This is a genomic window from Kribbella sp. NPDC051620 (assembly GCF_044453825.1).
Classification (GTDB): domain Bacteria; phylum Actinomycetota; class Actinomycetes; order Propionibacteriales; family Kribbellaceae; genus Kribbella.
Map to the genome: position 1 here is coordinate 828,275 of NZ_JBITDB010000005.1, position 15,536 is coordinate 843,810.

At 68.6% G+C, this 15,536-nt stretch carries 13 protein-coding genes; 1 reads left to right on the forward strand and 12 read right to left on the reverse strand.

Going from position 1 to position 15,536, the window contains the following annotated elements; genetic code table 11:
- Nucleotides 1-14 precede the first annotated feature (14 nt).
- From ACIA12_RS28675 to ACIA12_RS28720, 10 genes are read right to left on the reverse strand one after another with little or no spacing between them, the layout of a single operon-like run.
- On the reverse strand, nucleotides 15-725 hold the full coding sequence (locus ACIA12_RS28675) for an FHA domain-containing protein (protein ID WP_396370164.1): 711 nt from the start codon (nucleotides 723-725) through the stop codon (nucleotides 15-17).
- Nucleotides 722-1,999: a VWA domain-containing protein gene (locus ACIA12_RS28680; protein WP_396370166.1), complete on the reverse strand. Its 1,278-nt coding sequence runs from the start codon at nucleotides 1,997-1,999 to the stop codon at nucleotides 722-724. Before ACIA12_RS28680 ends, ACIA12_RS28675 begins: the two co-directional genes overlap by 4 nt.
- 34 nt (nucleotides 2,000-2,033) lie before the next feature.
- On the reverse strand, nucleotides 2,034-3,107 hold the full coding sequence (locus ACIA12_RS28685; protein ID WP_396370167.1) for a protein phosphatase 2C domain-containing protein: 1,074 nt from the start codon (nucleotides 3,105-3,107) through the stop codon (nucleotides 2,034-2,036).
- Nucleotides 3,104-5,443, reverse strand: a complete 2,340-nt coding sequence (locus ACIA12_RS28690; protein ID WP_396370169.1) for a tetratricopeptide repeat protein — start codon at nucleotides 5,441-5,443, stop codon at nucleotides 3,104-3,106. Before ACIA12_RS28690 ends, ACIA12_RS28685 begins: the two co-directional genes overlap by 4 nt.
- Entirely contained in the window at nucleotides 5,440-6,564 is a 1,125-nt protein-coding gene (locus ACIA12_RS28695; protein ID WP_396370170.1) for a hypothetical protein, read from the reverse strand. Before ACIA12_RS28695 ends, ACIA12_RS28690 begins: the two co-directional genes overlap by 4 nt.
- The gene (locus ACIA12_RS28700; RefSeq protein ID WP_396370171.1) at nucleotides 6,564-7,556 is read right to left on the reverse strand and encodes a glutamate ABC transporter substrate-binding protein; all 993 of its coding nucleotides are present in this window, start codon (nucleotides 7,554-7,556) and stop codon (nucleotides 6,564-6,566) included. Before ACIA12_RS28700 ends, ACIA12_RS28695 begins: the two co-directional genes overlap by 1 nt.
- Entirely contained in the window at nucleotides 7,553-8,875 is a 1,323-nt protein-coding gene (locus ACIA12_RS28705) for a hypothetical protein (RefSeq protein ID WP_396370172.1), read from the reverse strand. The genes ACIA12_RS28700 and ACIA12_RS28705 overlap by 4 nt, the downstream gene beginning before the upstream one ends.
- Complete coding sequence (locus tag ACIA12_RS28710) at nucleotides 8,872-10,290, reverse strand: AAA family ATPase (protein ID WP_396370173.1); 1,419 nt, start codon at nucleotides 10,288-10,290, stop codon at nucleotides 8,872-8,874. Before ACIA12_RS28710 ends, ACIA12_RS28705 begins: the two co-directional genes overlap by 4 nt.
- Complete coding sequence (locus tag ACIA12_RS28715) at nucleotides 10,287-10,883, reverse strand: hypothetical protein (protein WP_396370174.1); 597 nt, start codon at nucleotides 10,881-10,883, stop codon at nucleotides 10,287-10,289. Before ACIA12_RS28715 ends, ACIA12_RS28710 begins: the two co-directional genes overlap by 4 nt.
- Before the next feature lie 32 nt (nucleotides 10,884-10,915).
- On the reverse strand, nucleotides 10,916-12,196 hold the full coding sequence (locus ACIA12_RS28720; RefSeq protein ID WP_396370175.1) for a toxic anion resistance protein: 1,281 nt from the start codon (nucleotides 12,194-12,196) through the stop codon (nucleotides 10,916-10,918).
- 207 nt (nucleotides 12,197-12,403) lie between these two features.
- On the opposite strand from ACIA12_RS28720, the gene ACIA12_RS28725 reads away from it, so the two are divergent.
- Entirely contained in the window at nucleotides 12,404-14,236 is a 1,833-nt protein-coding gene (locus ACIA12_RS28725; protein WP_396370177.1) for a hypothetical protein, read from the forward strand.
- On the opposite strand, the gene ACIA12_RS28730 is transcribed toward ACIA12_RS28725, so the two are convergent.
- Both ACIA12_RS28730 and ACIA12_RS28735 read right to left on the reverse strand, forming a co-directional pair.
- Nucleotides 14,233-14,691, reverse strand: a complete 459-nt coding sequence (locus ACIA12_RS28730) for a dihydrofolate reductase (protein WP_396370179.1) — start codon at nucleotides 14,689-14,691, stop codon at nucleotides 14,233-14,235. The two genes, ACIA12_RS28725 and ACIA12_RS28730, sit on opposite strands and share 4 nt — an antisense overlap.
- On the reverse strand, nucleotides 14,688-15,479 hold the full coding sequence (locus tag ACIA12_RS28735; RefSeq protein WP_396370181.1) for a thymidylate synthase: 792 nt from the start codon (nucleotides 15,477-15,479) through the stop codon (nucleotides 14,688-14,690). Before ACIA12_RS28735 ends, ACIA12_RS28730 begins: the two co-directional genes overlap by 4 nt.
- Nucleotides 15,480-15,536: the final 57 nt, after the last annotated feature.

Genomic DNA, 15,536 nt, shown 5'->3' on the forward strand with positions numbered 1-15,536 from the left:
CTGAACCCAACCTGTCAGGCCTGGCCGGCTTGTTCCTCCGGTGTGGACTTCCGTACTACGAGACGCGTCCAAGCACCCACATAGACACGATCGTCGGCGTCCAGCTCCCGCCGTTGACCAGGAGTGATCGGGTCTTCGGGCAGCGGCCCGGACGACGGGCCGACGAAGGTGCCGTTGGAGGACTGGAGGTCCTCCACCCACCAGCGCTGGCCGTCCGTGGTGAGCTGCGCCTGGCGGCGGCTCACCCCGGTGTCTTCGCCACAGTCGATCTCAGGAGTGATGCCGCGACTTTTGGAGGGGCGACCGACGAGGACGCTCTTCGCGGTGACGGGGATGACTACCGGCAGGCCAGGGGACGGGCACGGGTCGTCGCTCTGCTGGACCTCGTACCAGTCGGGGTCCACCCAGCGCTCCACCACCCAGTCGGCGACCTCCTGCGGCGCAGGCGGCACCGGGGGCGGCGTACCGAGGTCCAGTGCCGAGGCTGGCCGGGGCATCGTGCCCGTGGTGAAGTCGTAGCCGCAGTTCTCGCAGAACAGCGCGTCCGGAGCGGCCGGCTCTGAGCAGTTCGGGCAGGCCTGGGTCGTGGGGCCAGGAGCGGCCACGGCCGGGGAGGGCACCGACGCGGCCGACGGTGTAGCGGCTGCCCCGATCGGCAGGCCGCAGACGTCGCAGTAGTCGGTGGAGACGGACGGGTGCCCGCTCGGACACGTCGCTGAGGTCATTTCTTCACCCGGGTGGTCTTGGTGGAGGCGGTGTCGAGCGCCATCTCGTCAGCCTTCTCGACGGTCCGCTTGAGCCGTACGGTGCCGTTGTCCTGATCGTCGATGTCGACCACCTTACGAAGCCGCGTGGTCGCTTCCTCGTTGCCGGTCTGCGCGGCGAGCTGTACCGCGCGGCCGAGCTTGGTGGTAGCGGTCGCCGTGTCACCGGCGGCCTTGGCGGCCAGGCCTTCCTGGATCGCGTCGGCCAGCTCGGTCTGCCCGGTGTAGTGGGCGACCTCCGGGCTGATGCGGGTGGTCAGAGCCTCGTCCTCGGACCACAGCGCCCGTACCAGGCCCTGCGCTACGACATCAGAGCCGATGGCCAGCTGCACCCGCGCAGCGAGCTGCTCCTGGCCGATGCCCTTGGCCGCGAGCCGGATAGCCACGTGGTAGTCACGGGACTCGTCACCCCACGAGCCGGTCGGGTAGGAGCCGGTCAGCGCGTTCACCTCGGTACGCCGGGACGTCAGGTCATCCACTGTCGGCGCAACCTGCCGCACGAACAGCACCTGCGCGCCCTGCGGAGCCCACACCCGCATGTCGGCCTGCGCGACACCCTTGCTCATCGCGTTCTGGATGATCTTGGCGAACTCGGCAGCGAGCTGGTCCTGCGCCGGGATGATGTCGACCGTGCCGAGCAGGGCGGTCGCGATCCGGCGGACCTCGTCGACCTGCCAGGCGACGCCGACACCGCGGCAGTCGCACTGGAACTGACCGGTGACCGCCTGGATCGTCTGGGTCAGGACCTCCGGCGACTCGTGCTGGTTCTCGCCGTCGGTGAGCAGCAGCGCGTGCTTCTGGGTCAGCGACGGCACGGTCGCGAAGACCCGAGAGGCCAGCCGCAGCCAGGTGCCCATCGCGGTACCGCCGTCGGCATAGAAGCGGGCCACGGCGTCCTTGGCCGCCTGCCGGGTGAACTGGTCCATCTTCACCATCACCGGCTCGGGCGACGGCGGGAAGGCGAGCTGGGCCCGGTCGTTGCCGGAGATGACGGCGAACCAGACCCCGTCGAGGATCTGGTCGAGCGCGGTCTGCGCGGCGAAGGCGGCGGCCCGGACGCCCTCGGCGCCCATCGAGCCGGAGGTGTCGACGATGATGATCTCGCCCGCGTCGCCGCTGCCGCTCTGGCCGGCCGAGCCCGCGCCGGTGCAGGACACCGTGACGATCGCGTGCACGTCGGTGCCGCCGTCGGGCAGGAACTCGTTCTGGTACACGGTGGCGGAGAACTCGGCCATCAGGCGTCCTTTCAGGAACAGTGCAGAAGCAGGATCAGATTCGAGCGAGTGCGACGGTGATGTTGTCCTGGCCGCCCTGGGCGTTGGCCCAGTCGACCAGCGCGGACGCCGTGGCCAGCGGCTCGTTGCCGTTGGCCGTAGCGGTCTGACGTACCAGGTCGGCCAGTGGTGCCGCCTCGGAGCAGTAGTTCCACAGCCCGTCCGAGCAGACGACGAGCCAGCCGGGACCGGCCACCTTCAGCGACGTAGTACGGGGTGTGTGGTCAGGAGCGTCCTTGCCCAGCCAGCGGGTGATCGCATGCGCCTGCGGACCCGTCTCCGCCTCCTGCCGCGGTACGCCGGTAGCGATCAACTCGGCCGCCCAGGAGTCGTCCACAGTCAACGCAACAGCCTCAGCGTTGTCCGGGAACCAGTACGCCCGACTGTCACCCACCACACCGGCCACCAGAAGGTCGCCCTCGAGCACAGTGGCCACGAACGTGCAGGACGCCGGGTTCGGACTGTCTGGCGACGTATTCGCCAGTACTGCGTCGCTAGCGGCATCCGCTGCAGCCTTGAGCCGCGCGACGACCGCACTGTTCCGGGAGGACTCGGTCCCCATCCCCTGCGCATGACCAGCAGCCAGTACGTCGCGCGCTGCGCGGGCAGCGGCCAGGCTGGCCACGTCTGAGTCGAGCGACGAGCTCACCCCGTCGCAGACCACCAGCATGGCGCGACTGCCCGGCTCTGGGTCAGCAGCGATCGCCGCTGCGTCCTCATTGCGGCTGTGCCGGATCCCGCGGTCGCACACCGCCGCCACCCAGGGAGCAGGCTGCTCGCTGAAGTGGTCGCGCGCCTTGGTCGCCTTGGTGCCGCAGGTCTCGCAGTACCCGTCGGCGCCGATCGTGCCGCCGCAGGAGCGGCAAGGGCCGGGTGCTGCCTCGGCACCACGCGCAGCGGCGGCGGCCGGGTTCAGCTCGATCGTCGGCTCGGTGTCGGTGTCGATCGCGGGCGTGCCAGGCGTGCTGGCGGCAGGCGTGAGCTCGGCCCCGCACGCCTCGCAGAAGCGGTCGGCGTCGGAGATCGGTCCACCACAGCTGGGGCAGGCCGTCTGGGTCGTACTCGTCATCGCAGCGTCCATCCTCGAACATCGTTGGCCAGGTCGACCAGGGCGACACGTTCCTGCCGGCTGTGCGCATGTCCGGCGAGTTCACGGTAGGCCGCCTCGAGCCCGTCCCGCAGGTCCGGCTCGACCGCCTCCCGGCCGGCGATCTTCAGCCCGGGCTGTGGGCCGCTGCCGAGTACTTCCGCCAGTGCCGTCTTGAAGATGCTCGCGGTCAGGTTCGCCCGGTCGACCGGGTCGATCGTCACGCTCTCGATGTTGCTCATGGCCTCGGCCAGCGCGGACAGTCCACGCCCTGATCCTGCCAGCAGACCGGCTCGTGCCCGGCGAGCCCGCACATACGACCCGCTGGTCGGCGGTACCAGGTCGAGCGCGGCGACCGCGCCGTCGAGGTCATCCCGGGTCGAACGGATCGCTGACAGCCCGAAGGCGGACGGGGCGATGTAGTTGGCGTCGGTACGGGCACAGGTCAGGTACAGGCCCTCGGCCACGTCGTACTCGCCGCTGGTCTCACAGGAGACGGCCAGTGCGAGCTTCGGCGCCAATTCACCCGGTACCTGGCCGTAGACCGCGTTGAAGGCCGACTGTGCCGCAGCGGCGTCGTTGCGGGCCAGCGCGACGAGTCCGGACATCCAGACCGCCCGCCACTCCCACGGGTCGTCCGCGAGCAGGTCGGAGACCGCGGTGTCGACCATGTCGTACCGCGAGGGGCCGATCTCCAGAGAGGTCTGCGCGATCTCCAGCAGGATCTGGGGAGAGGACTCAGGCGCGTCCACCAGCAGGTTGAGCCGCTGCTCCGGGTCGGGCACGCTCACCGTCTTCAGCCAACCGGCCATCTTGTCGCTCTCGTCCCGCACCAGCGACGGCAACCGCCGCCACGGCTCTGCCTGGTCTCCCAGGCCAACCGCCAGGTCGCCCGGGCTACCGAACAGCAGGGACGACGTGGAGTGCTGGGCAGCCTTCACACCCTGCTTGTCGGCCACTACCTCCCGCAGTACGCCGAGTAGCTGCACGCGGAACTCGTCGGCCGACACGAAGCGGTCGGCCGGGTCGGGCGCGCAGGCCTTCAGCAGCAGCCGGTAGACCGAGTCGTACTTCTGGAACAGCGGCACCTCCGCCACCGGAGGCAGAGTCGAGACGTACTTCGACTGGTAGCCGCGGAACTCGAAGGCGAGCACGCACAGCGTCCGGCCGAGCGTGTAGATGTCCGACGCGACCGACGGCCCGACCTCTGCCACCTCCGGCGCCTGGAACCCGACCGTGCCGTAGATGGCCGAGTCCAGGTCGTCGATCCGCCGCGCGCCGCCCAGGTCGATCAGCTTGACCGCGTCGCCGACCTGGATGATGTTGTCCGGCTTGAAGTCGCAGTAGACCAGTTCGAGGTCGTGCAGGTAGGAGAACGCCGGCATGATCTCGAGCAGGTAGGCGATCGCCTGGTCGATCGGCAGCGCGTCGTACTGGCCGTGGTTGGCCTCCATCCGCTGCTTGAGCAGGGTTTTCAGCGAGGTGCCGCCGACGTACTCCATCACGATGTAGCCGGCACCGTCGTGGGTGACGAAGTTGTAGATCTCGACGATCAGCGGGTGCTCGACCCGGGCCAGGAACTGCCGCTCGGCGATCGCGGCCGCGACGGCGTCCGGGTCCTCGGAGTTCAGCAGGCCCTTCAGGACCACCCAGCGGTCGGCGACGTTCTTGTCCTGGGCCATGTAGATCCAGCCGAAGCCACCGTGCGCCAGGCATCCGCGGACCAGGTACTGGCCGCCGACCAGGTCGCCGTCCTTGAGCTTGGGCGAGAACGAGAACGGGCTGCGGCACTTCGGGCAGAAGCCGTCGGTACGGCCCGGCTGGTCACCTCGTGAGCGGCCGACCGGGTTGCCGCAGTTGGGGCAGTTGCGGCGCTCCTCGGGGACCATCGGGTTCTTCAGGATCGCCTTGCTGGCGTCGATCGCGGGGATCGGCGGTACCTGGGTCAGCCCGGCGCCCAGTCGTGCTCCGCGCAGTCGCGTGGACGACGTACCGAGCTTGCGGGTGAGCTTGGACCCGGCCTGCGTCGCCCGGGCCGAGCCCAGTGGGGTCGAGGCCAGGCGGTTGGACGCGCGGGACACGGTGGAGGCTGTACTGATCGGGTCCAGCGTCGCGGAGCCACCACCACCGCCAGGAGTGCCGCAGACGTCGCAGTAGCCGTCTACAACAGTTCCTGAACAGCCAGGCTGAGTACAGCGCCCTGCTGTCGCTGTAGTCGAACCAGCGGTAGGAGTAGCTGCAGGTGAGCCGCAGACGTCGCAGTAGCCGTCCAGGATCGTGCCGGTACAACCCGGCTGTGTGCAGGCGTTGGTCGTCATGTCGTCACTCCCAGATACGTCTGGTACGCCGCAACGAGCGCGCCGAGCCGAACCAGGTCAACTGGTTCCGCGTCGAGCACCTCACGGCCGCGTCGATAGAGCTCTGCCAGGTCTTCGGTGGTTCCACTGCTCCGGGGGACGCTGCCGGCCTTCACCTGATACGCGTCCAGTCGCCCGGCCAACTCGTCCTTGCGCTCCAGCGCGGAGCCGTACGCCGTCTGCGCCTGCCCTAGTGCACGCCGTACCGCGTCCAGCCGGGTCAGGTACTTCTCCAACTCAGCCGGCGTGTTCGGTACCGGCCCCAACGCAGTCACATCCGGTACTGCGAGCCGCGGGGCCGGTGTGACCGTGGCGACGCAACGGTCCGCCAACGTCCGTACAGCCTGCCCCTGCGCTTCGAGCTCGGTCCGTACTGCGCGAGCCCGGGCCACGTCGGCCGCGCGCTCGCGCCGGGTGGCGGCCCCGACGATGAGGTCCCGCTCGGCATGCGCTGCGTCGATCTCCAGCGGCCCGATCAGCCCGCCGATGTCCGCGCCACGCTTGGCCCGCTCGGTCAGGTCGGTGGTACGCCGGTCGAGGTCGTGGTGCGTCGCGATCGCCGCGTTGCGGGTGGCCGCGGGCTCGATCGCGACCAGGTCTTTGATCCTCTCGATCCCCGCGCGCAGTTGGCGCAGCCGTGCGGCCAGGTCGGCGTCGCCAGGTTCGAGTGCGAGCTTGGCCCGCAATGTCGAGGCCAGCGCATCCGACAGAGTGCATGCCTCAGGCAACGAAACCGCGAGCGACCCGGCCGCGCCGCCGGTGTCCAGGCCGCCCCAGATGAGGGTCGAGATCCGTTCGGTCTCGGTGGTGCCGACCCGGCCGGAGTCCCAGGTGACCAGGATCAGCTCGTACCGGTCCGAGACCGCCTTCCAGACCGCCATCGACAGCACGATGTCGCCGCTCAGCGCGTCGGCATCGGCGGAGTTCAGCGCGGCCTGGTCGAGCTCGTCCAGCTCCGCCCGCCGCCGATCCCGCCAACTGCCCAGCGCGTCGAGGAATGCCAGCAGATCCTTTGCCGGAATGCTGCTGCCAATCCTGCCCGGAGGAGACGGCGCAGTCGCCGTCGGCGTACCTACTGTCATCAGGGTGCGACTCGGCCGTATTGAGCCACCGGCGGCTTCGCGGGGCCGAGCGCCTTGAGGAACCAGGTGTTGTACGACGTCTGCCAAGTTCCGTCGGCCTTCATCTTCGCCAGCACACCGTTGACGAACTTCACGAAGTCGACCTGACCCGCGTTCATGCCGAGTCCGTACGGCTCATCGCTGATCTGGCCGGCCGTGGTCACCCGAGCGTAGGGGTCCTGAGCGGCGTCACCGGCGAGTACGGTGTCGTCACCGGAGATGCCGACCACCTTGCCCGCCTGGAACAGCGCCAGGCAGCCGGTGTCGGTGTCCGCGGTGACCGGGATGATCTTGGGGTTGGCCTTCACCATGTTGTCGTAGCTGGTCGAGCCGGTCGGCGTGCAGATCTTCTTGCCGTCCAGCTGGTCGAGCGACTGCTCCTTCATGTCGCGCTGGAGCAGCAGCTTCTGGCCGGAGTGGTAGTACTCGGCCGAGAAGGCGATCTTGGTCCAGCGGTCGCAGTTGATCGTCATGTTGCGCGCGACGATGTCGACCGCGCCGGGCTTGCGCGGCGCCTGCAGGACGGGCAGTCGCTGCGGGCTGGAGATCACCCGCAGCTCGACCTTGTGCGGCTCTCCCGGCGCCGGTTCGCCGAAGATGGCGTCCGCGACGGCGTTGATCATGTCGATGTCGAAGCCCTGGATCTTGCCGCTGATCGGGTCGCGCGAGCCGAGGTTGAGGCTGTCCGCCGAGACGCCCGCGACGAGCCGGCCGTACTCCTGGATCTTCGCCATCGTGGTGCCGGCCGGCATCTGATTCGGCGCAGGCAGCGCGCCTTCCGGCGCGTACGACTGCAGTGCGTTCTTGCAGGTCGCGGTTGCCGGGGCGGCCGGCTTGGCCGGGGTCGGGGCCGGCTTGACCGGTACCGGGGTTGCGTCGTAGTTGCCGGAGCCGCAGGCGGTTGCTGCGAAGAGGAGGGCGATCGAGCCGGCGAGCAGGCGGGTCTTGTTCATCGGTACTCCTCCAGTCGCTGGGCGAATCCCCAGGCGGCGAGCAGGGCGGCGGCGATCCCGAGCGGCAACCCGAGCCAGCCGATCGGCGGCATCCCGTCGCGGGCGTCCTGCAGCTTGGACTGGGTGGTGTCGCTCAGGTCGGCCAGCCGGCCGCCGGAGGACTTGTCGAAGGCGGCGAAGGTGGCGTTGGAGGTCGCACCGCCAGTGCCGATCGCCTGCTGGACGGCGTCGTCCCAGTGGCCGGTGTCGTCCGCCGTGCGGATCTTGATGTGAACGTCCTTGTAGGCGTTCCACTGGTCCTGTACCGCCGCGCCGCCTTGGGCGACCTGCTCGTCGACCGTCTTGGCGGCTGCCTTCCAGTCGTCTTCGAACTGGGTACCGGAGCCGCGGGCGATCAGGGTCAGGCTCTCGTTCGATTTCGCGTCGTACGCCGCGATGCGGGCCTGCGAGAGCGCCAGCGTGTCGGCGTACGAGAACTTGCGGGTGTCCTTGGCCGCACTGGCCGCCCCGGCGAGTGAGGCGCCGCCGACGATCGTGGTGAGCAGGACGACCACTGCGGCGGCCGCGAGCGGCACGTTCAAGTAGCGGTGGGTGCGCTGGGCCAGCCACCACAGGGCGAAGATCAGGACCGCCAGAGCGAGCAGGCCGCCGGTGAGCAGCCAGATGTTGCCCTTGCTGACGCCGTTGAACTCGGTGTCGACGCGGGACTGGTTGGCCGTCACCAGTGCGTTCAGCAGCGGGAGTGAGTCGTCCTGCAGGGTCGCGCTGGCGTCCTTCAGGTACTGCGAGCCCAGCGGCAGGCCCTGCCGGTTGTTGGCTCGCGCTTGCTCGATCAGACCTTGGTACGTGAGCAGGGTGACGTTGAGCTCGCCCAGTGCCTTCTGGTCGGCGGGCTGCGCGGTGGCGGCCTCGGAGATCAGCTTGGCGGCGGTCGTCATCGCGTCGGTGAAGTGCTGGCGCTGCGCGGGCGGCTCGAGGCCGCCGACCAGGAAGGAGTTGGTGGCGTCTGCGTTGGCGCTGACCAGGTTGGTGTGGATCGCCTGGATCCGGACCAGCTGGGCAGTGTTCGCCTCTGCTCGCGTCAGCGCTCCGTCGGACTGGTTGAAGCCCTGCGCCGCGGCCAGCCCGAAGACCACGCTGAACACGGCGGCGAGGATGAGCATCGCGCGCATCCGGCCCGGCGTGCCCTCGAAGAGCTGGGCCACCCGGCCGCGCTGGCCCTGCTGGGCAGGCGGCGGGGTCGTCGGCAGGCCCGGCGCCGCGGCCTGCGGGACCACCGGCGACCTGGTCGCGGGTGGCGCACTGGCTGTCTGTGTCACGCCGTCTCTCCTTGCTCGTCCTCAGGCTCATCCGGTACTACGGGCTGCTCCGGTACTGCGCTGTCCAGCTCTGACGCCACGGCCGGCTGCTCCGGTACCGCTGTCTCCGGCTCTTCGTCGGTCAGGTCCTCGGCGAGGATCTGACGCAGTTGCTCGGTGGTCGGTGCCGTCACGTCGCGCAGCCGCCAGGCGTGCCGGCCGATCGCGGCCTCCAGCATGTTGCGGGCGAACCGCCCGTTGCCGAACGACCGGTCCCGCCGGGTCGACGCGAGGATCACCTTGAACTCGTCCAGCGCGTTCGGCGTCAGCTCGTAGTCGGCGCCCTGCGCCAGGCCGGTCAGGATGTCGGTCAGCTCGTCGTCGGTGTAGTCCTCGAACGCGATCGTGGTCCGAAACCGGCTGGCCAGCCCCGGGTTCGCGGCGATGAAGTCCTCCATCGGCTCGGGGTAGCCGGCGACGATGACGACCAGGTCGTCCCGCCGGTCCTCCATCTCCTTGACCAGCGTGTCCACCGCCTCACGCCCGTACTGGTCGGCCCCCAGCTCACCCGCCGTCAGGCTGTACGCCTCGTCGATGAAGAGCACCCCACCCGCCGCGGACGCGACCACCTCAGCCGTCTTGGTAGCCGTCTGCCCCAGATACCCGGCCACCAACTCGGACCGGTCCACCTCGACCAACTGCCCCTTGGACAGCAGCCCGAGCGCCTTGTAGATCCCACTCACAAGCCGCGCCACGGTCGTCTTACCGGTCCCCGGATTGCCCGTGAAGACCAGGTGCCGGGTGATCGTCGGACTCTTCAGCCCCGCCTCCACCCGCAACTTCTCCACCCGCAACACAGCAACCTGCCGATGCACTTCCCGCTTGACCTTCGCCAACCCAGTCAACGCATCAAGCTCAGCAAGCAGTTCTTCGACAGTTCGTTCAGGCTCAGCAGGCTTCTCTTCCACCGCAGGCTTGGCCTCTACCGCCGGAGCCGGAGCAGTAGGAGTAGCACCGACCTGTACTTGCTGCCGTGCACCTGCAGCCTGCAACTGAGCGGCGGCAGCGACCGAGGCATTGCCGATGACTCGCATGGTCGGCTCGCCGAGCGAGCAAGCGGCCGAGGCCACCTCAGCCAGCGCCACGGCGTACGGGACCTTCTCAGCAGAGCCCTGGGCAACCAGGTCCGTCAGCACGGCAGTAGGTGCTCCGCGCCACCGCCGACCCCGTACCGCCGCGTCGAAGAAGTCTTGGGTGCCAGTGCCGGGTGTGACCGCGGCCCAGTCGGCGGGAGCGCCTGGTGCTGACTCGGCCAGGGCAGCGGCCAGTGAGAGCGCCTCGGCACGGGCTACCGACTCGGCGACGCCCGCACGTGCGGCGACGGCGAGCAGGCCCGACAGTGCGTCCTGCAGCGAAGTACCCCCCGCGCCGGTCATGCCCCTCCTCGTCCTGGTGGTGGTTGCAGCGGACCCGCGCCCGGTGATTGAGGCGGGTTCAGGTCAGGTGCCGGTGTCGACCCCGTCTGGCCGAGAGCGAGACTGCCACCCGTCGACCCGGTGCCGAACTTCTCCTGCAGGAACCGGCCATGGGCGATCAGCGCCGCCGCGTCCGCCCGGTTCACCGCGTCGAACACCTTGTCCATCGTCGACCCCAAGAGGTCCAGTTGGTCGATCAGGATCATCAGCGACGTCTTGCCGCGATCCACCGGCCGGCTGTCCGCCCACTGTCGCGGCAGCCGCAGGTAGCCCCCGATGGCCTCCGGCAGGTAGTCCGTCGCGGTCGCCATCACGGAGTACGCCTGCGCGCTGCCACCCAGGTTGCCCAGCCGTGGGATGGTCTCCCGCACGATCCGGACCACCCGGTTCACCCGAGACGCCACCACGGCCGGTACGGCGCCGTCCGCGACCAGTTGCTCGACCCTGACCAGCGACTGCAACAGGTCGTCGTTGGTGGGTGCGCGGGGGATCGGGGCAGGCTCGGGCTCCGCCTTGCGACCGGTCAGTCGCGCGAAGAAATCACCCAGCGCCATGCAATACCCAATCCCCGTTCGAAGGTGTCAGCTCAGCGGCCGAGGTCGAGCGTGCCCGAGACGACCCGCTGGTCCTGCTTGGCGACCCGGTCCAGGTAGCTGCGGGACTTGGACACCTCGCCCTCGAGCGTGCCGATGGTGGCCGCCATGTTGTCCAGCGCCTCCGTCTTGAAGGTGTCGATCGCGTCCATCGTGGCGTAGATGTTCGCGAACGCCGCCTGCAGTTGCGGCAGCCCGATCGTCGCCGACGCCGCCTGCTGCTGGATCGCCACCGAGTTGTCCCGCAGCATCTGCGAGGTGCGCTCGATCATCCCGCTGGTGGTCGTGTTCAGCGCGGTGATCTGGTCGAGCACCAGCTTCTGGTTGCCCAGCGCCTGCGCGACGATGACCGCGGTCCGCAGCGCCGAGACGGTCGTCGTGGACGCCCGGTCGACACCCTTGATCAGCTCGATGTTGTTCTTGATCACGATGTCGATGGCCAGGTAGTTCTGGATCGACACGGCCAGCTGGACGAGCAGGTCCTGGTGCTTCTGGCGGACGTAGAACAAGACGTCCTCGCGCAGTGCCCGGGCCTTGTCCGGGTCGGTCGCCTCCAGCTCGGCGATGGTCGCCGACAGCCGCGCGTCGAGCCGCTCAGCGACGTACACGTACTGGTTCAGCCGGCCCATCGCGTCCCAGAGCTGCTGCTTCTCCAGGTTCAGCGCCGCGTTGTCCTTGCCGAGCTCGTCCTGGCCGTTGCGCAGCGAGTGCAGGATGCCCTCGAGGTGGCTCTGGGCGCTCTGGTACTTGCGGAAGTAGTCCTCGATCTTGTCCCCGAACGGGATCATCCCGAGCAGCTTCTTCGGCCCGGTGGCTTCCTTCGGGTCCAGGTTCTCGACCGTACGCCGGAGCTCCAGCAGCGTCTTGCCGACCGTCGAGCCCTCCGCCAGGCCACCGCTGGTCAGTGCCTTGACCGGCGACTGGAGCAGCCGGTTCGAGCTCTCCGCGGCGTGCCGGATGTCGACGTCACCCATGCTGCGGACGTCGCCGGCCTTCTGGGCGAACTCCGGTGAGCGCGGCGCGGCCGTCATCAGCGAGGTCAGGAAGGAGTCGACCTTCGAGTCCAGGCCGGGCAGTGCGGCCGGGTCGACCGCAGGGGCCAGGCTCGGCGCCGCAGTGGCAGCTACTGGCTGTGTCGGCGCCGGCGCGGTTAGTATCAGGCCAGGTGCGGTCGCGGTGGGCGGCTGCAGTGGCGACATAGCCGGTGCAGCGGCAGCTTGCTGCGCTCCTGCCGGTGTAGCTGCGCTGCCCTGTGTGTTGTCAGCTTCGGTCATCGTCGTTCCCCTCGGTGGCCTGCCGCGAGCCCGTGGCCCGCGTCCCCTGTCACACACTCCGTGACGCGCACACAATCTACGCGGTTCCCGGTCATCTGCGGTGAACCTTCCCCGATCCGTGACCCGACCCATTGCCACACGGCGTGCGGGCACCGCAGAATCGATGACTGACCGAGGGGGGCCTCGATGCGACGGTTACAGCGTGGAGTGAACAGGCGTTTGTTCACACTCGTACTCATAGGCACTTTGATCGCGGTACTGGCGACCGCTGCCGGAGGGGGAGCGGTACAGGCCGCAACTGATCCCGGCTATGACTGGGACGACGGAACACTCCAGGGGTGGAGCCTGGACTGGGGCGACGCGGCTCCGGTGAACTCCACGACGGTTGCCCGCAGTAGAGATCACTCGCTGGCGCTGCCGGTCGACGGGGACGAGTACCCCGGCTTCCAGTCGCCCGCCAGGCCGGCCGGAGTCGGAGTCGGGTCGGTGGTGACGTACCAGGTCTATGCGCCGCGCAATGCCAGGTCGCTCGAGGCCATGCCTTACGTGACCGACGATGCGTTCACTGAGCACTTCGGCGCCAAGGTGAGCCTCAAGCCGGGCGAGTGGACCACGATCGCGTTCACGGTCCCGTCGGTGGCGAACCTCCACCATCTGGGCATCGAGATCGACAGTGCCACGTGGAGCGGACGCGTGTACCTCGACGACGTGAGCTGGACGGCGCCGACCGAGTTGCCGCCCGTGGTGACGACGGGGCCGGCGCGGGAGGTTCGCAGTACGACGGCTGTGGTCACGGGGACCGTGGATCCGCGTGGACTGGCGACCACCTGTCACTTCGACTACGGCACCACCAGGCGGTACTCCGCGGCCACGCCCGACGCTGCTGCCACCGCCGACGTGTCTGCCAAGTTGACCGGCCTCACTGCCGGTACGACGTACCACTACCGCCTCAACTGTCTGAACTCTGGCGGGCGGACCACCGGAGCCGACGCGACCTTCACGACCGCCACCAAGGCGACAGACCCACGCGGCGCACTCTTCGAGGCGCAGAACCTCATCTACGGCTCGCACATCGGCGCCTGGGACATGGACGGCGGTACTGCGATCAGCAACCCGACCGCGAGTGCCAACGTCACGGCCGCCAAGATCAGGGTCATCAAGTGGCAGATGTGGAAGCCGCCGTGCGAGTTGCGCCCGACCGACTGCCAGACGGAGGCGCAGTTCAACGCAGCCATCGACGGTATCCGCCGTCTCGGCGCGGAGCCCCTGGTTGGGCTGCCACCGATCTGGGACCAGCAGTGCGCGACAGCGCCCGACCCCTGGTCGCTTGCCTGGCAGCAGTGGATCATCCGGACGGCAGGTAGCCGGGTAAAGCTTTACGAGATGGGCAATGAGCCCGACCACTACTGCGGCATGACCGGGCAGCGGTACCACGACGAGCTCTGGGTGAACGTGCCCGTGCTGAAGGCCTACGCCCGTACGCTCGGCCACCAGATCTTCATCGGTGGGCCCGGCTGGTCCAACAGCGACACGGCAGACCTGGCAGAGCTGAAGGTCTGGCTGGCCGCGGCCAAGGCCGACTACCTGGCCAATGCGCAGAACCGCGACTGGCTGCCGGACTTCATCTCCACCCACACCTACCTGGTGACGCCGACCGAGAACGACACCCAGGCGCACGCCCAGGCCCGGATAGATGCCTGGGGCACCTTCTACGACAACCTGCAGGCCTACGTGAACACCACGTTCGCCGGCCTGACCGACGAGGGCTACCCGATCGCCGACGAACTCAAGCTCGCCGACACGGAGTGGAACGACACGATCGAGCTCACCTGGCCCGGCAACGAGGACCAGGCCTGGACCGACTTCTACATGCACGCCATGTTCACCATGCTCCGCACCCACGACGTCTGGCTCTCCAACCAGTCCACCATCGCCTCCCACACCGGCCAGGCCCTGGACCTGCTCAACACGGACGGCACCCCGAAGCCGGAGTACAACTCCTACAAGGCCGAGAGCACGACCGACCCGCGCAACAACTAGCGAACGTAGGTGACGAAGGCGAAACCGTCGTGCTGGGTGCGGGCGGTTTCGCGCCAGGTGGTGCGGTCGAAGGTGGGGAAGGTGACGTCGCCGTCGGGGGACTGGTCGACCTCGGTCAGTTCCAGGCGGTCGGCGTACGGGAGGGCCTGGCGGTAGATCTCGCCGCCGCCGGCCACGTACAGATCGTTGCTATCAGCAAGCTTCAGGGCGATGTCGAGGTCGTGCACGACCTCGACGCCGTCGACCGACCAGTCGAGCTGTCGGGTGACGACGACGGTACGCCGGCCAGGCAACGGCCGGCCGATGGAGTCATAGGTCTTGCGGCCCATCACCAGCGTGTGGCCAAGGGTGAGCGCCTTGAAATGCTGAAGGTCCTCACGAATCCGCCACGGCAGATCGTTGTCCCGCCCGATCACGCCGTTGGCGCCGACCGCGGCGATCAGGATGACGGTCATACGGCGATGGGCGCCTTGATCACGGGGTGCGGGTCGTAGCCGTCCAGTACGACGTCCGCGATCTCGTACGAGTCGATCGAGTCGCGCTTGGCCAGCTGAAGCGTGGGCAGCGGCCGGGGTTCGCGGGTGAGCTGGAGCTTGGCCTGGTCGAGATGGTTCAGGTAGAGGTGCGCGTCGCCGAGCGTATGCACGAAGTCGCCGACCTCGAGACCGGTCTGCTGGGCGACCATGTGGGTCAGCAGGGCGTACGAAGCGATGTTGAACGGGACGCCGAGGAAGATGTCGGCCGAGCGCTGGTACAGCTGGCAGGACAGCTTGCCGTCAGCCACGTAGAACTGGAACATCGTGTGGCACGGCGGCAGCGCCATGCCGTCGACGTCGGCGACGTTCCAGGCGTTGACGATGTGCCGGCGGGAGTTCGGGTTGGTCCTGATCGACTCGATCAGCGCGGCGATCTGGTCGATGTGCCGGCCGTCCGGGGTCGGCCAGGAGCGCCACTGGTAGCCGTAGACCGGGCCCAGCTCGCCGTCGGCGTCGGCCCACTCGTCCCAGATCTTGATGTTGTTCTCGTGCAGCCACTTGATGTTGGTCGAGCCGCTCAGGAACCAGATCAGCTCGCCGATCACCGACCGCAGGTGCAGCTTCTTCGTCGTCACCGCGGGGAAACCCTCGGTGAGGTCGTAGCGCGACTGGTAGCCGAAGACGCTCAGCGTTCCGGTGCCGGTGCGGTCGCCCTTCTCGACTCCGGTGGTGAGGACGTGGTCGAGAAGCTCCAGATACTGCCGCATGGGGTCAAGTTAACAGTCGGGCGATCGGCGGCCGGGTGCGGCACGGCGGTCGGGCGG

Excerpts from the sequence above, each read along its gene's own strand:
- ACIA12_RS28735 (WP_396370181.1), bottom strand. The coding sequence starts at position 15,479 with ATGCGGCAGTATCTGGAGCTTCTCGACCACGTCCTCACCACCGGAGTC.
- ACIA12_RS28685 (WP_396370167.1), bottom strand. The coding sequence starts at position 3,107 with ATGACGAGTACGACCCAGACGGCCTGCCCCAGCTGTGGTGGACCGATC.
- ACIA12_RS28720 (WP_396370175.1), bottom strand. The coding sequence starts at position 12,196 with ATGACCGAAGCTGACAACACACAGGGCAGCGCAGCTACACCGGCAGGA.
- ACIA12_RS28695 (WP_396370170.1), bottom strand. The coding sequence starts at position 6,564 with ATGACAGTAGGTACGCCGACGGCGACTGCGCCGTCTCCTCCGGGCAGG.
- ACIA12_RS28730 (WP_396370179.1), bottom strand. The coding sequence starts at position 14,691 with ATGACCGTCATCCTGATCGCCGCGGTCGGCGCCAACGGCGTGATCGGG.
- ACIA12_RS28690 (WP_396370169.1), bottom strand. The coding sequence starts at position 5,443 with ATGACGACCAACGCCTGCACACAGCCGGGTTGTACCGGCACGATCCTG.
- ACIA12_RS28715 (WP_396370174.1), bottom strand. The coding sequence starts at position 10,883 with ATGGCGCTGGGTGATTTCTTCGCGCGACTGACCGGTCGCAAGGCGGAG.
- ACIA12_RS28700 (WP_396370171.1), bottom strand. The coding sequence starts at position 7,556 with ATGAACAAGACCCGCCTGCTCGCCGGCTCGATCGCCCTCCTCTTCGCA.
- ACIA12_RS28675 (WP_396370164.1), bottom strand. The coding sequence starts at position 725 with ATGACCTCAGCGACGTGTCCGAGCGGGCACCCGTCCGTCTCCACCGAC.
- ACIA12_RS28680 (WP_396370166.1), bottom strand. The coding sequence starts at position 1,999 with ATGGCCGAGTTCTCCGCCACCGTGTACCAGAACGAGTTCCTGCCCGAC.
- ACIA12_RS28710 (WP_396370173.1), bottom strand. The coding sequence starts at position 10,290 with ATGACCGGCGCGGGGGGTACTTCGCTGCAGGACGCACTGTCGGGCCTG.